The sequence below is a fragment of the Neisseria sp. genome (assembly GCF_041804105.1).
In the GTDB taxonomy this organism is placed as follows: Bacteria; Pseudomonadota; Gammaproteobacteria; order Burkholderiales; family Neisseriaceae; genus Neisseria.
Genome location: NZ_JBHCJY010000133.1, coordinates 1 through 12,678 on the forward strand (window position 1 = coordinate 1; position 12,678 = coordinate 12,678).

Consider the following 12,678-nt stretch of genomic DNA (forward strand, 5'->3'; position numbering starts at 1 on the left):
CGAACACCGCCAGCATCGGCCCCAACGGCGTTACCATCCGCTGCGCGGGCAGCTCTTTGGAAAACACGTTGCGGTTGAAACGGTTTAAATCAGGAAAAACGGTATCGTTCATAAAAGATGCTCCGTCATAATATCGCGGCTTTTTCAGACGGCCCAAACGCGGAAACCCACCCGGATGCCGTCTGAAAAACGCCGCCGGTACAAATCAGACCAGCCAATCCAACAACGCCGACGGCGTGCCGATGCGTATGTCGAACGGCCAGTTTTCGGGCGTGTCTTCGGGAGCGATATAGCCCCAATCGGCCAAGGCCGTTTTCATGCCCGCCTTGCGCCCCGCCTGCATGTCGCGCTCGGCATCGCCGACATACACGCAGTTTTCGGGGCGCACGCCCGCGCGTTCGCAGGCATACAGCATAGGCAGCACGCTGGGCTTGGGTTCGGCGCAGGTATCGCCGCTTACCACCACGGTGGGCGGCACAGTGAAATTCAGGCGCGGAACGAGACGGTCGGTAAACGCGGCGTGTTTGTTGGTAATGATGCCCCATTTGATGCCGCGTCGGTTCAAATCAACCAGCAACGCATCAATGCCCTCAAACAGCACGGTTTCACGGTCGAAGCAGCGGCCGTATTCGTCCAGATACGCCTGCCGCCACGTTTGGAAATCGGGATGATCAGGCGTGATGCCCGCACCCAGTTTGATAAACGCCGCACTGCCGTGGCTGGCAACGGGGCGGATTTCGTCCATGCTTTTTTCGGGCAGCCCTTTGCTGCGCAACAGGCTGTTGAGCGCACCGCCGAGATCGAGCGCAGTATCGGCCAGTGTACCGTCGAGATCGAAGAAAACGGCTTCGGTCATGGGGGGTCCTTTATGTTTTAATTCACTATAACTTTTCAGAATTGAATGACAGCCTACCTAACTTGATTGAGTTGGACTTGGGTTTAAAAACATATCCAGATGAGGTATTCCGTCTTCCAGATAAATCTCTGAAGCTGCATTAAATCCAAACGATTCATAAAAACCCTGTAAATAACTTTGAGCCTGGATTTTTATCGGCTTGGCAAATTTTTCGGCAAATTTTACCGCCTGCGACATCAGTTCGCGAGCCAAACCCGAACCACGGGCCTCAACCGCGACAACAACCCGCCCGATTTTTACACAATCTTCACAATGAATAATGCGGCTGTAGGCTATCGGTTTTTCATGATTTTTTGCAAATAAATGAATTGCACTCAAATCCGCTTCATCCACTTCTTGATAAGGACAATGTTGTTCTACTACAAAAACAGCGGTTCGCAAATGGTAAATTTGCCAAAGTTCAAGTGTGGTAAGTTCCGCAAAAGATTTAATATGCCACATATTTTAAGCCTTTGTTTGACAGATAAATTTACCGGGTTTCAAACATACCGCGGCCGTCTGAAAAAACCAATGTGTTTTCAGACGGCCTGTTTGTTAATGATACCCGTACCCGTGTTCATGACTATACACCCCTGCGCACAGTATGCCGTCTCCGTGCGGATGCCTGCCGCTTTCCACCTGAATCGTGGCGTGGGCGATGCCGTGGTGTTGCAGCGCATGTTCGATGCGGTACACGGTTTGTTCGGCTTCGGCAACCGTGATGCCGCCGTCGACGACGATGTGGCAGGAAAGCATGTTGATGCCGCTGGAAATCGTCCAGATGTGTACGTCGTGTACCGACTCCACGCCGTCTGAATGCCGAATCAGCGCCACTACGGCGGCGGTATCGATGTTTTCGGGCGCGCCTTCCATCAGAATGTGGACGGCCTGAGCCACCACGCCCCAGCCGCTTTTGGCAATCAGCACGGCCACCACAACGCCCGCGAGCGGGTCGGCCCACTGCCAGCCGAACGCCATCATCAAAACGGCGGCGGTTATCGCCCCTGCCGAACCGAACAGGTCGCCCAACACATGCAGATACGCGCCGCGCAGGTTGATGTTGCCGTGGGTGTCGCCCTTGTGCATATACCACGCCACAAACAGGTTGGCTGCCAGCCCGATGATGCTGACCGCCAGCATACCGGCGGTATCCGTGGCGGGCGGGTCAGACAGGCGCAGCGCGGCTTCGTAGCAAATCAGCAGCGCAATCACCAGCAGCGTGATGCCGTTGAACGCGGCGGTCAGGATTTCAAAGCGTTTGTAGCCGAACGTTTTCTGCGCGCTGGCGGTTTTTTCGCCGACCTTAAACGCCAGCAATGCCGCGCCGAGCGCAAACGCGTCGCTGAACATATGCCCCGCATCGGACAACAACGCGAGCGAACCGGTCAGCCAGCCGCCGACGGCTTCGACCGCCATAAACGAGGCGATAACGGCAAAAGACACCGCCAATACCTTTTTGTTGGCGGTATGGCCGTGATGGCTGTGGGTGTGGGTGTGGGACATTCCGTTTCCTTTTTTCAGACGGCCTGTTTCATGGACTTTATCTTTTTCTGTCGGCTGCGTCCGGATATTGCGTTGGCAGCATACCGACAAGACGAACTTCTCCGGCTGCCGTCATTCCCGCTCAGGCGCGAATCTGGCTTTGACATTCACAAGTGATTGCTTAGTATAAAAGATACCGGGCTGTTTGACATGGATTCCCGCCTGCGCGGGAATGACGAAAAACCAAGCATCAACATAATCCGAACGCCGCTTTTCTTTCCCAAACCGGGTTTGCATGATGCGTAAAATCTGATTTTTGGGGAGCGCGGCATCCGTTGAAAAAACAACCGTTTCCAAACATTCAGACTCTTGACTGCGCAGGTATGAGGATTGTGAACGGTTTCCCGCCCTTACAGATTTCGCGCGGCCTTCCGAACGCGTTGCGAAACATTAATTTGCGAAACATCAAACAGACAAGGCCGTCTGAAAACGTTTTTCAGACGGCCTTCCCTTGTGTTTTTGCTTTATTCTCCGCTGTTTCCGGCCAACCATACCTGCGCTTCGGCGGCGTTGTCGAAATATTTCGGGTGTTGGCGGGTAATCAGGCTGGAAAGCTGTGCACCGAGCTTAATCCATACGTCGTCCACCACCACGGCGATGCGGCCGAAATCGTTTTCGTGTTTGCGCATGAATTTGAGCTGTTCCACCGCCATATCGATGGTGAAGTCTTTGAGCATGCTCAAATCGAGCAGCATGTCGGGACGGTGGACTTTTTTCACGATGTCGAGCGACGCGCTTTCCAGTTCGCGGAAATCTTCGAGTGTGAACTCGTTGAAAAGGGCGACGTTCAGGCCGTAATCCTGTTCGCGGATGGAAATCATGGTTTTACTCCTTTGCTGTGTTTTTTTCAGACGGCACGGCACTCAAAATGCCCGCAGCCACAATAATACCCATTCCCAGCCATTCCTGCCAGCCGGGGATGTCGCCCAAGACCCACATGCCCGCCAGCGCGGAAAACACCACCGAAAGATAAGCGAGCGACGCCACGGTAAACTTGCTGCCGACGCGGTAGGCACGGGTCATGCAGAGCTGGGCGAGCATGGCGGAAAAGCCCATCGCCGCCAGATAGGGAAGCATCGGCAGCGTGGGCGTGTGCCAGCCGTCGGCCGTTGCCCAGATGCCGCCGATAATCGTACCCGCCAGCGACAGGTAAAACACGATTTTCCAGCCGGGTTCGCCCAGCAGCGACAGTTCGCGCACTTTCAGGTACACCCAGCCCGACAGCGCGCCGCCCGCCACGCCGACCAGAGCCGCCAGTTCCTACCCTTCGGAAAACGACGGATTGAGCAGCACCACCACACCCGCAAATCCCACGGCCAATATTGCCTGCGTCCGCAGCGGAATGCGTTCCTTAAACACCAGAAACGACAACACGGCCATGAAAATCGACGACGTATAGCTGAGCGTTACGCCCGTAGCCAGCGGCAGATGCATGATGGCGTAGAAAATGCAGAACATCGCCAGTGTGCCGATCACGCTGCGGTTCAGATGGCCTTTCCAGTTTTTGGTAAGAAAACTGTAGCCGCGCGCTTTGGCCATCACGCCCAAAAACAGCGCGGCGAAACTCATGCGCCAGAATACGAGTTCGGAAGTATAAAGGCCGAAATCCTGCGACAGCCATTTGATGCACAGATTCATCACAGTAAACAGCGCCGAGGCAACAATCATCCAAGCAGAACCGAGTTTGTCTTTTTTTGGGGCGTTCATGACGGAAATATACGGGCGGCGGTCAAGGCCGTCTGAAAAACGAAAAACGGAATTATAACGCGCGAAAGCGCACTTTTCCGCAGCCTGATGCACGGAGCGGACGGCAAAGCGCGGCAAAACGGTTGGCCAAAAAAGATGCGGACATCCGCCCGTGCCGGCCCGGACAAAATCCTACGCGGATACGGCAATTTCAGACGGCCTTCAGCCAAGAAACCAACTGCCAAACCGCCCAGGCCGCCACCGCCAATCCCGCACATAGGCGCACGGCACGGTGTTGCAGGAAACATTTCAACTGCGTGGCGAACAGCCCCACCGCCAGCAGGTTCGGCAGCGTACCCAGTGCAAACGCAAACATATACAGCGCCCCCTGCCCCGCCCTGCCGCTGCCCAGCGCGTAAAGCGATGCGCTGTACACCAGCCCGCACGGCAGCCAGCCCCACAGCATGCCGACGGCGAAACAGGCGGGCGCGGACTTTACCGGCAGCAGGCGCGTGAGCAGCGGATTGATCCGTTTCCAAACCGGCCTGCCGATGCCTTCGATTTTCGCCGCCAGTGCCGACAGCCCCGCCAGATACAGCCCCAAAAACAGCAGCATCACATTGGCGGCGACAAACAGAACGGTTTGCAGGAGGCGCGTCTGGTCGAGCGAAATCCCCGCCTGCCCCAGCAGCCCGAGCAGAAAACCGATAAGCGTATAGCTGGTGATGCGTCCCGCGTTGAGCAGCACAACCAGCCCGAAACGGTTGAGTCCGGGCGGCAGTTGCAGGGCAAACGCGCTGCTCAGGCCGCCGCACATGCCGACGCAGTGTCCGCCGCCGAAAAAGCCGAGCAGAAACAGGGTGAGCAGGGTGATTTCGCCGTTCATCGTCCAAACCGTGTCAACAATCATTTTTTCATTGTAGCAATAATGCCGTTTTGATGCGCCGTTTATGTAAAACAAAGTAATCCGCAAAAGATGCGCTTGCTAAAAACGGCGCAAACAATCAAGATACGGCGGCATTTCAACCACCATTCAAGAAAGGAATCCGAAATGGGTTTGTTCAGCTTTATCAAAAACGCCGGTGAAAAACTGTTCGGCAAAGACGAAGAAGAAGTGGCCGCAGCCGCAGCCGCGAATCTCGACGATTTGAACGCGAAAGCCGCAGCCGCCATCCAAAACTACATCGAACTGCAAAACCTGGGCATCAGCGGCCTGACCGTCGCCTTCGACGCCGCCAGCGGCAAAGCCACCGTAGCCGGTGCCGCCCCCACTCAGGAAGCGGCGGAAAAAGCGGTTTTGGCCGCAGGCAACGTAACCGGCGTGTCCGAAGTGGACAACCAGTTGCAGTTCCCCGCCGAAGCCGAAGCGCAATACCACGACGTTGTCAGCGGCGACACCCTGTCGGCCATCGCCAAAAAATACTACGGCGATGCCAACCAATACATGAAAATCTTTGAAGCCAACAAACCGATGTTGAGCCACCCCGACAAGATTTATGTCGGCCAGAAACTGCGCATTCCCGCGTAAGTTTTTATTCCGACAAAACAAAGGCCGTCTGAAAAATTTTCAGACGGCCTTTGTTTTTGACACTGTGTTCGGATGTTACGTTCATGACCATTTTCGTCATTCCCGCGCAGGCTGGAATCCATGATTGAAATCCGGTGTTTTTGCATTCAACACCGGTGTTGTCTCCGCATCAAAACCACTACGGGATAACGCAAAGGCCGTCTGAAAAACTTTCAGACGGCCTTTGTTTTCGGCTGTATTTGAATATGGCGCAAATGCTTAAAACCTGTCAGAACGTTTTTTCAGACGGCCTGCCCCCCCATAAAGGCAGATTCAGGCCGCCGCCAGCAATGCTTTCAACAGCTTATCGTCCAGCAACCTGTTGCGGTCTTTCGTCCACGCCGAACCGTGCTCGGGAAATGCGGAACGGCAATAGCCCGCGTGTTTGGCGAAATCGAAAACGGCGTGGACGAAACCGTTGATGTCCAAAGCCGCCAACGTGCGCCGGCTGTTCCAGAAGATTTTGATTTCAGACGGGATTTCTTTGTCGGTTACACCGGAAACATTGTAGATGCCCAGCGCATCCAAGATGCCGTTTTCTTTGTGGACGGCGTAGAAATAGCCGGTTTCGCCGTTGTCTTCGAATACCACGCCGTAATCGCTTTCCTTGAAAAACGATTTCAAAAACAAATCGTTGCCGACCTTCACATTTTCCGCGCGTGCGGTAAGGTACATTTTGGGCTGCACAGACATAAAACCTCCTGACTTGTGCGCGTTAGCGCCTTTTTACAGCAAAAACAGGCAGATGCAAAGCATTGCGGCCGACGGATACAGTTTTTAACCTTTTAAAACGGTTGCCGCGCTTATTCCAACCTTTTCAGACGGCCCGATGCGTTTCCGGCAAAGCCGCCGCATTTCAGACGGCCTTTAGCGGCTTGGAAACGCGCGCCGCCTATTTTACCACCCTTCTGCGCCGTGCTTCTTTGGGGTCGATTTTCAGCGGACGGTAGATTTCTACACGGTCTTTGTCGCGCAAAACGGTATCGTCTTTCACCGTCTTGCCGAAAATGCCCAAAGGCGCGGCGTGCAGATCCAAACCGGGAAACTGTTCGTCCAATCCGCTCAGGCGCGCGGCTTCGCGGGCGGTGGTGCCGTCTGAAACGCTCAGTTTTTTCAGCACCTGCCTGTCGTGCAGGCCGTAAACGATTTCGATGTCAGGCATAACGGCGGTCAGCCTCCTTGACGAATGCGTCCACCAGAGCGGCGGCAAGGTGGCCGAATACGGGCGAAATCACGGCGGAAAGCAAGCCGCTGGAAAATTCGTATTCCAGCTTGAATTCGATTTTGCAGCAGTCGTCGCCCACGGGGATGAAATGCCAGGTACCGTGCAGGGCTTTGAACGGCCCTTCGAGCAGGTTCATGCGGATTTCGCGGCCGGGGATGTTGCGGTTGTGCGTGGCAAACGACTGCTGCACGCGCATGTAGTCCATAAACAGCCGTGCCTTCAGCTCGTCGCCGCTGCGTTCGATGATTTCGGTTTTGCTGTACCACGGCAGAAACTGCGGGTAATCCTCCACCCTGTCCACCAGCTCGAACATCTGCTCCGCGCTGTGCAGCACCAACAGGCTTTTTTCGACTTTTTTCATGATGCTTTTCCGCTGAAACGAAAACGCCATTATAGCAGTTCGCGGCAAACGCCGAGCATACGGGAAAAGGCCGTCTGAAAACGTGTTCGGACGGCCTTCGCTTGATGCGTTCAGACGGTGTTTGGAGATGACGCGGATGCTTGCTTCCATCGTTCCCGCGCAGGCGGAAATCCGGCCGCGATATTCACAAGCATTTGTTTAACAAAAAGATACTGAATTCCAAACATGGATTCCCGCCTGCGCGGGAACGGCAAAAGTTGGAAGAATCCGTCTTGCTGCCATGCTGTCAACGCAATATCCGAATACCGCATACCGCCATGGCTAAACATTAAGGTTAACCGCCGCCGGCCGCGCCGACACCTTTTCAGACGGCATCCTCCAGCATTTTGATTTCCTCACCTTGCGGCGACACTTCCACATAGCCGCCGTGTTTGCCGTACCAGTCGGGAATCACATAGCGCGCCACCGTTTTCCCTTGGAAATCATGATGGTGGACGGCCGGGCGGTGGGTGTGGCCGTGGATGACGGTGTCGGTATCGGGATGGCGCGACAAGGCCGTCTGAACGGCGGCTTCGGTAACGTCGGAAATGCTGCTCTGCCCCATTTCGCGTTGGACGGCTTTGCTTTTGTTGCGGATTTTTTCCGCCGTATTTTTGCGGAACTGCTGCGGCAGGCAAAGCAGGACACGTTGCAGCCATTTTTGGCGCATGACGCGGCGGAAACGCTGGTAGGCGATGTCGTCGGTGCACAACTCGTCGCCGTGGCTGATTAAATATTTCTTTCCGTACAGCTCGAGCGGCTGCACTTCGGACAGCAGCGTCATGCCCGCCTGCTGCGCGTAACGGCGTCCCAGCAGAAAATCGCGGTTGCCGCAGATAAAGTACACCGGCGCGGTTTCGGCGAAAGATTTCAACGCCGAGGCCGTCTGAACGGCGGTTTCGCTCAAAATATCGTCGCCCAGCCACACTTCGAACAAATCGCCCAAGATATAAAGCGCGTCAAGCTGTCCCCGCCATTGTGCCAATGCCTCGAAAAACAGGCGGTTGAGTGCGGGGGTGTCGTCGGAAAGGTGCAAATCGGCGGTAAAAACGGTGCGGGACATGGGCGGTGGAGCGGGAAAAAATGGTTTCAGGCGGCATCATAGCTTATTTGGCATCCGTCTGCGACGGTTTGCGGCAACGTCCGTTTCAGACGGCCTCCGCCCATTTCGGCCGGTGCGCCATCACTTCGGCAAATACGGGGCAGCCCTCATGGTGCGCGCCTTTGAGGTAGCCCGTACTCATCAGGAATTCGTTCACGATTTCGCCGCCGACGAATTTGAAATGCTTTTTAAACAGCTTCACCCAGCCTGCCTTATCGAGCGGATGGTGCGTGTCGAGCCAGTTTTTGAACGAGCCGTGTTCGGCCTGCAAACGCAAAATCTCACGCGCGTTGTAGATTGCGGCATTGATTTTCAGGCGGTTGCGCACGATGCCCGCGTCGGCCAGCAGCCGCGCAATATCGGCTTCGCCGTAGGCAGCGACGGCGGCAATGTCGAAACCGGAATAGGCCGTCTGAAAAGCCGCCTGCTTTTTCAGCATCAGCGTCCAACTCAATCCGGCCTGGTTGATTTCGAGCAGCAGACGGCCGAACAGCGCGTTGTCGTCGTCAATCGGGAAACCGTATTCACGGTCGTGGTAGTGTTTGTTGGGGTCTGCCGTGTCGTGCGGCAGGGCGTTGGCAAAGTCGCAGTAGTTCATTTCAGACGGCCTTTCGTTGGGGAAATCGGTTTCAGCGGGTTTTTCAGACGGCCTTGGGTGTCGGATTCTGTTTACGGTGTTCCAATTATGTGCTGACTGCAAAATGCCGTTACGCCCGCGTTTATGAATGATGAATGGCAACGGTATGACGACTTGAAATATTGCCCGCCGTCATTCCCGCGCAGGCGGGAATCCAGACTGTTGCCGCGCCATGATTGTTTTCCAAAGATACAGAAAGTCCACCATTCTGAATTCCCGCCTGTGCGGGAATGACGATGGCCATAACGAATGTTTCAACCGCTGCGTTGAGTAGTCTTTGCAGTAATGGCGGCCAAAGGCAACAACTCGGGCACGATGGGCAACAACGGAGAAACCTCCGCTTTTCCAAAGATTATGTTTGCACAAAACGCTGATTTACATGCTGTCGCTCATGACCCGTCATTTCCGCGCAGGCGGGAATCCAGGAGGGTGGGCTTGCGGCACAGTTGGAAAAGTTACGGAACGGCCAAGGTTTGGATTCCCGCCTGTGCGGGAATGACGGAGGGGGACATAAATTCAGAAGTGGCGGATAAAGACGGGAAATTTCCGACTTTTTCCCAACCGACCCGATTTACCCCAAAAAACCCTGCCCGCGCAAAAACGCCGCCGTTTCTTCGGCCATTTGGCGGTAGCCTTCTGCATTGGCATGGATGGTGTCGGATTTCAAATCCGGGTCGCCGAGAATCTCCGACCACACGTTTTCCAGCAGCGGGATGCGGTATTGCTGCGCCAACTCGCGGTACATCGGATGGTCGCTCAGGTTGCCGAACAGCGCGCCCGTAGTGAAATGCGGCACGGCAACCAGCACCGCGCTGCTGCCCGCCTTCTGCACGGTTGCGATGATTTTGCCGATGTTGGCGCGGGTTTCCCGTTCGGGCAGGCGGCGCAGGAAGTCGTTGCCGCCGATGCACACCAGCACCAAAGCCGGCTGCTGCCGCAACAGGGCAGGCAGCCGTGCCAGAGCCTGCGCGGAAGTGTTGCCGGACACGCCGCCGTTAATCAGTTTGCGGCCGGTAATCTCGGCCAACTGCGTCGGATAATCCGCCCCTTTGGCCGCGCCGTATCCTTCGGTGAGCGAGTCACCCAAGGCCAGTATCGCGGCGTTATCGGGCAGTTTTTGGTTTTTGCCGCCGCTGCCGCAGGCGGCCAGCAGTAAGGCGGCGGTGTATTTTAAAAAGGTGCGGCGGCTGCGGTTCATCGGTTTTCTTTCGCAACGGTTTAAGACAAGGCAAATTCAACGGCGGCCAGCGCGTGAAGCTGCGCGCTGTCGAACACGGGCAGCGGGCAGTCTTCGGGCTTCAGCAGCAGGCCGATTTCGGTGCAGCCGAAAATCACGCCCTGCGCGCCCGCTTCGGCCAACTCGTTGACAGCATTCAGGTAATACTGCTTGGCGGCATCGGTAAAACGGTTGCGGCACAACTCTTCGAAAATGATGCGGTGGATTTCGGCTTGGCGGTTTTCAGACGGCACGGTTACGGCAATGCCCGCACGGTTCATGCGTTCGGTGTAGAAACCGTCGCTCATGGTGAACTGCGTGCCGAGCAGGCCGACGGTGTGCAGCCCCTGCTTTTTCACGGCATCGGCGGTAACGTCCACCACATGAAGCAGCGGCACCGACACCGCCGCTTCGATGGCGGGCGCGACTTTGTGCATGGTGTTGGTGGCCAATACCAACACCTGCGCACCCATGCGCTCGAGCCTGCGCGCGCTTTCGGCCAGCAACGCGCCCGCGCCCGCCCAGTCACCCGCGCGCTGCAACGCGGCGACGGTTTCGAAATTCACGCTGTGCATCAGAATGTCCGCGCTGGCGTTACCGCCCAAACAGCGGTTGGTTTCGCGGTTGATGGTTTGGTAATACGTTACCGTGCTTTCGGGACTCATGCCGCCGATGATGCCGATGGTTTTCACGATGCTGCTTCCTTGTATTTGCTTTGCGGATAAGGCCGTCTGAAAAGCGGCCGTGTCGGCCGACAGTTTACCCAATACACCGCACATCCGAAACCGTTTCAGACGGCATGCGTACGGTTACGGCGTACCATCCTAACCGTACCTACGGCGGCGGCAGTAAATCGCATGACACGCATAAGCGGCCGAGAAGCGCGTTTCACAGCCTGCAACGGAATTTGGATTACCTGTTCACTTTCGAGCAGTTTGCCGAATTGAATATCCCTCAAACAAGCAATTTCCTTAAGGGTCGCTTTAGCGGTATGAAGCAGAAATTACGCTGCTATCAGGGCATGGGAAAGGACAATAAGATTAGGTTTATTAAAGAGGCAGCCTGAATAGTACCCAAAACGTCCCTTAGGAAGGTGTGACTCCCAAATAGCGCCCATTTTGTCCCTTACGCCGACATTTTCAGGATCACTTGGCTTACGGCCAAACTTTTCAAAACGGTTTGAAATAATCTGTACAAAATAATGATGCCGTCTGAAAACAGAATTTGTTTTCAGACGGCATTTTGATAAGTCGGAAAGGCTTACAGATTCGGATTGACGATAATCTTAACCGCCGATTCGTTGTTGTGAATCAAACGCTCGAATCCTTCAGAAATCAGCTCGTCGAGTTTGATGCGCTGGGTAATGAACGGCTCGAGGTTGATTTTGCCCTCTTCCACCAGTTTGATGGTTTCCTGATGGTCATTGCAATAAGCAATCGTGCCGCGGATATCCAGCTCTTTCATCACCACGCTGTGCACGCTGACGGTGGCCGGGTGGCTCCAAATCGACACAATCACCACCACTGCGGTGGGTTTGCACGCTTCAACCAGCGTATCCAGCACTTTATTCACGCTGGAGCACTCGAAAGCCACGTCCACACCTTCGCCGTTGGTGATTTTTTTCACTTCTTCCACCACATCCACTTGGGAAGGGTCGAGAATATAATCGGCCACGCCCGATTCACGGGCTTTGTCTTTACGCGCGGCGCTCAGCTCGGTGATGATCACTTTCAAGCCTTTGGCTTTCAGAATCGCGGCCAACAGCAAACCGATGGGGCCTGCGCCGCCCACCAGCGCGATGTCGCCCGCTTTCGCACCGCTGCGCACAAACGCATGGTGGCCTACCGACAAAGGTTCGATTAAGGCAGCTTGGTCCAACGGGATTTTGTCGGAAATCGGGTGCACCCAACGGCGTTTGACGGCGATTTTTTCAGACAGGCCGCCGCCGCGTCCGCCCAAGCCGATAAAGTTCATGTTTTTAGACAAATGATAGTTGCTGCCGGGGCCGGTGGGCACATCGTCGGCCACGATGTAAGGCTCGACCACCACATGCTGGCCTACCTTGATATCGTCCACACCCTCGCCCACGGCATACACCACGCCGGAAAATTCGTGGCCCATGGTAACGGGCGCCGATTCGCCGGAAATCGGGTGCGGATGGCCGCAAGGCGGGATAAAAATCGGCCCTTCCATAAATTCGTGCAAATCGGTGCCGCAAATGCCGCACCACGCCACTTTGATGCCTACCGTGCCGGGTTCGACGGTCGGCTCGGGAATATCTTCGATGCGGATATCGCCTTTATCGTAAAAACGGGCTGCTTTCATGGGTGGACTCCTTTTGTTTGCGAAGAAGATTAATTTGTTTGCGAAGAAGATTAATCGTATGCCGCAAGGGCTGATGAAGATTA

At 55.4% G+C, this 12,678-nt stretch carries 16 protein-coding genes and 1 pseudogene; 1 reads left to right on the forward strand and 16 read right to left on the reverse strand.

Annotation, left to right across the window (positions count from 1 at the left end; genetic code table 11):
• Positions 1-205 precede the first annotated feature (205 nt).
• The 7 genes and pseudogenes from ACEYDX_RS11280 to ACEYDX_RS11310 all read right to left on the reverse strand — a co-directional run bounded on the left by ACEYDX_RS11280 (position 206) and on the right by ACEYDX_RS11310 (position 5,009).
• Positions 206-856, reverse strand: coding sequence for an HAD family hydrolase (locus ACEYDX_RS11280; protein ID WP_373742115.1), 651 nt, complete (start codon positions 854-856; stop codon positions 206-208).
• Between the two features lie 57 nt (positions 857-913).
• Complete coding sequence (locus ACEYDX_RS11285) at positions 914-1,357, reverse strand: GNAT family N-acetyltransferase (protein WP_373742116.1); 444 nt, start codon at positions 1,355-1,357, stop codon at positions 914-916.
• Between the two features lie 93 nt (positions 1,358-1,450).
• Positions 1,451-2,398, reverse strand: coding sequence for a cation diffusion facilitator family transporter (locus ACEYDX_RS11290; protein ID WP_373742117.1), 948 nt, complete (start codon positions 2,396-2,398; stop codon positions 1,451-1,453).
• Positions 2,399-2,509: 111 nt separating this feature from the next.
• Positions 2,510-2,734, reverse strand: coding sequence for a hypothetical protein (locus ACEYDX_RS11295; protein ID WP_373742118.1), 225 nt, complete (start codon positions 2,732-2,734; stop codon positions 2,510-2,512).
• Between the two features lie 167 nt (positions 2,735-2,901).
• Positions 2,902-3,258 (reverse strand): STAS/SEC14 domain-containing protein, encoded by a 357-nt coding sequence (locus ACEYDX_RS11300; RefSeq protein WP_373742119.1) that lies wholly within the window; start codon positions 3,256-3,258, stop codon positions 2,902-2,904.
• A 4-nt stretch (positions 3,259-3,262) separates the two neighbouring features.
• Positions 3,263-4,144, reverse strand: a pseudogene (locus ACEYDX_RS11305) (DMT family transporter).
• A 190-nt stretch (positions 4,145-4,334) separates the two neighbouring features.
• The gene (locus tag ACEYDX_RS11310; protein WP_373742127.1) at positions 4,335-5,009 is read right to left on the reverse strand and encodes a sulfite exporter TauE/SafE family protein; all 675 of its coding nucleotides are present in this window, start codon (positions 5,007-5,009) and stop codon (positions 4,335-4,337) included.
• Positions 5,010-5,174: 165 nt separating this feature from the next.
• Here ACEYDX_RS11310 and lysM point away from each other — a divergent pair, with 165 nt between their 5' ends.
• A complete protein-coding gene (gene lysM / locus ACEYDX_RS11315) occupies positions 5,175-5,651 on the forward strand; it encodes a peptidoglycan-binding protein LysM (RefSeq protein WP_373742120.1) in 477 nt (158 codons plus the stop codon).
• Positions 5,652-5,963: 312 nt separating this feature from the next.
• On the opposite strand, the gene ACEYDX_RS11320 is transcribed toward lysM, so the two are convergent.
• The 9 genes from ACEYDX_RS11320 to ACEYDX_RS11360 form a co-directional block, all read right to left on the reverse strand.
• The gene (locus tag ACEYDX_RS11320; protein ID WP_373742121.1) at positions 5,964-6,383 is read right to left on the reverse strand and encodes a DUF2251 domain-containing protein; all 420 of its coding nucleotides are present in this window, start codon (positions 6,381-6,383) and stop codon (positions 5,964-5,966) included.
• A 199-nt stretch (positions 6,384-6,582) separates the two neighbouring features.
• The gene (locus tag ACEYDX_RS11325) at positions 6,583-6,852 is read right to left on the reverse strand and encodes an RnfH family protein (protein ID WP_373742122.1); all 270 of its coding nucleotides are present in this window, start codon (positions 6,850-6,852) and stop codon (positions 6,583-6,585) included.
• On the reverse strand, positions 6,845-7,276 hold the full coding sequence (locus tag ACEYDX_RS11330) for a type II toxin-antitoxin system RatA family toxin (RefSeq protein WP_373742128.1): 432 nt from the start codon (positions 7,274-7,276) through the stop codon (positions 6,845-6,847). The genes ACEYDX_RS11325 and ACEYDX_RS11330 overlap by 8 nt, the downstream gene beginning before the upstream one ends.
• 364 nt (positions 7,277-7,640) lie before the next feature.
• Positions 7,641-8,378 carry a UDP-2,3-diacylglucosamine diphosphatase gene (locus ACEYDX_RS11335; RefSeq protein ID WP_373742123.1) on the reverse strand — a complete coding sequence of 246 codons (738 nt, stop codon included), beginning with the start codon at positions 8,376-8,378 and terminating at the stop codon, positions 7,641-7,643.
• 85 nt (positions 8,379-8,463) lie between these two features.
• Positions 8,464-9,015 (reverse strand): DNA-3-methyladenine glycosylase I, encoded by a 552-nt coding sequence (locus ACEYDX_RS11340; RefSeq protein WP_373742129.1) that lies wholly within the window; start codon positions 9,013-9,015, stop codon positions 8,464-8,466.
• A gap of 121 nt (positions 9,016-9,136) precedes the next feature.
• Positions 9,137-9,298: a hypothetical protein gene (locus ACEYDX_RS11345; RefSeq protein WP_373742124.1), complete on the reverse strand. Its 162-nt coding sequence runs from the start codon at positions 9,296-9,298 to the stop codon at positions 9,137-9,139.
• A gap of 327 nt (positions 9,299-9,625) precedes the next feature.
• Entirely contained in the window at positions 9,626-10,252 is a 627-nt protein-coding gene (locus tag ACEYDX_RS11350) for an arylesterase (protein WP_373742125.1), read from the reverse strand.
• A gap of 20 nt (positions 10,253-10,272) precedes the next feature.
• The gene (locus tag ACEYDX_RS11355; RefSeq protein WP_373742130.1) at positions 10,273-10,962 is read right to left on the reverse strand and encodes an aspartate/glutamate racemase family protein; all 690 of its coding nucleotides are present in this window, start codon (positions 10,960-10,962) and stop codon (positions 10,273-10,275) included.
• Positions 10,963-11,530: 568 nt separating this feature from the next.
• On the reverse strand, positions 11,531-12,595 hold the full coding sequence (locus tag ACEYDX_RS11360) for a 2,3-butanediol dehydrogenase (protein WP_373742126.1): 1,065 nt from the start codon (positions 12,593-12,595) through the stop codon (positions 11,531-11,533).
• Positions 12,596-12,678: the final 83 nt, after the last annotated feature.

Coding starts and splice junctions, on each gene's coding strand:
- ACEYDX_RS11300 (WP_373742119.1), bottom strand. CDS start 3,258: ATGATTTCCATCCGCGAACAGGATTACGGCCTGAACGTCGCCCTTTTC.
- ACEYDX_RS11285 (WP_373742116.1), bottom strand. CDS start 1,357: ATGTGGCATATTAAATCTTTTGCGGAACTTACCACACTTGAACTTTGG.
- lysM (WP_373742120.1), top strand. CDS start 5,175: ATGGGTTTGTTCAGCTTTATCAAAAACGCCGGTGAAAAACTGTTCGGC.
- ACEYDX_RS11345 (WP_373742124.1), bottom strand. CDS start 9,298: ATGGCCATCGTCATTCCCGCACAGGCGGGAATTCAGAATGGTGGACTT.
- ACEYDX_RS11340 (WP_373742129.1), bottom strand. CDS start 9,015: ATGAACTACTGCGACTTTGCCAACGCCCTGCCGCACGACACGGCAGAC.
- ACEYDX_RS11320 (WP_373742121.1), bottom strand. CDS start 6,383: ATGTCTGTGCAGCCCAAAATGTACCTTACCGCACGCGCGGAAAATGTG.
- ACEYDX_RS11310 (WP_373742127.1), bottom strand. CDS start 5,009: ATGAACGGCGAAATCACCCTGCTCACCCTGTTTCTGCTCGGCTTTTTC.
- ACEYDX_RS11335 (WP_373742123.1), bottom strand. CDS start 8,378: ATGTCCCGCACCGTTTTTACCGCCGATTTGCACCTTTCCGACGACACC.
- ACEYDX_RS11290 (WP_373742117.1), bottom strand. CDS start 2,398: ATGTCCCACACCCACACCCACAGCCATCACGGCCATACCGCCAACAAA.
- ACEYDX_RS11350 (WP_373742125.1), bottom strand. CDS start 10,252: ATGAACCGCAGCCGCCGCACCTTTTTAAAATACACCGCCGCCTTACTG.
- ACEYDX_RS11330 (WP_373742128.1), bottom strand. CDS start 7,276: ATGAAAAAAGTCGAAAAAAGCCTGTTGGTGCTGCACAGCGCGGAGCAG.
- ACEYDX_RS11325 (WP_373742122.1), bottom strand. CDS start 6,852: ATGCCTGACATCGAAATCGTTTACGGCCTGCACGACAGGCAGGTGCTG.
- ACEYDX_RS11360 (WP_373742126.1), bottom strand. CDS start 12,595: ATGAAAGCAGCCCGTTTTTACGATAAAGGCGATATCCGCATCGAAGAT.
- ACEYDX_RS11280 (WP_373742115.1), bottom strand. CDS start 856: ATGACCGAAGCCGTTTTCTTCGATCTCGACGGTACACTGGCCGATACT.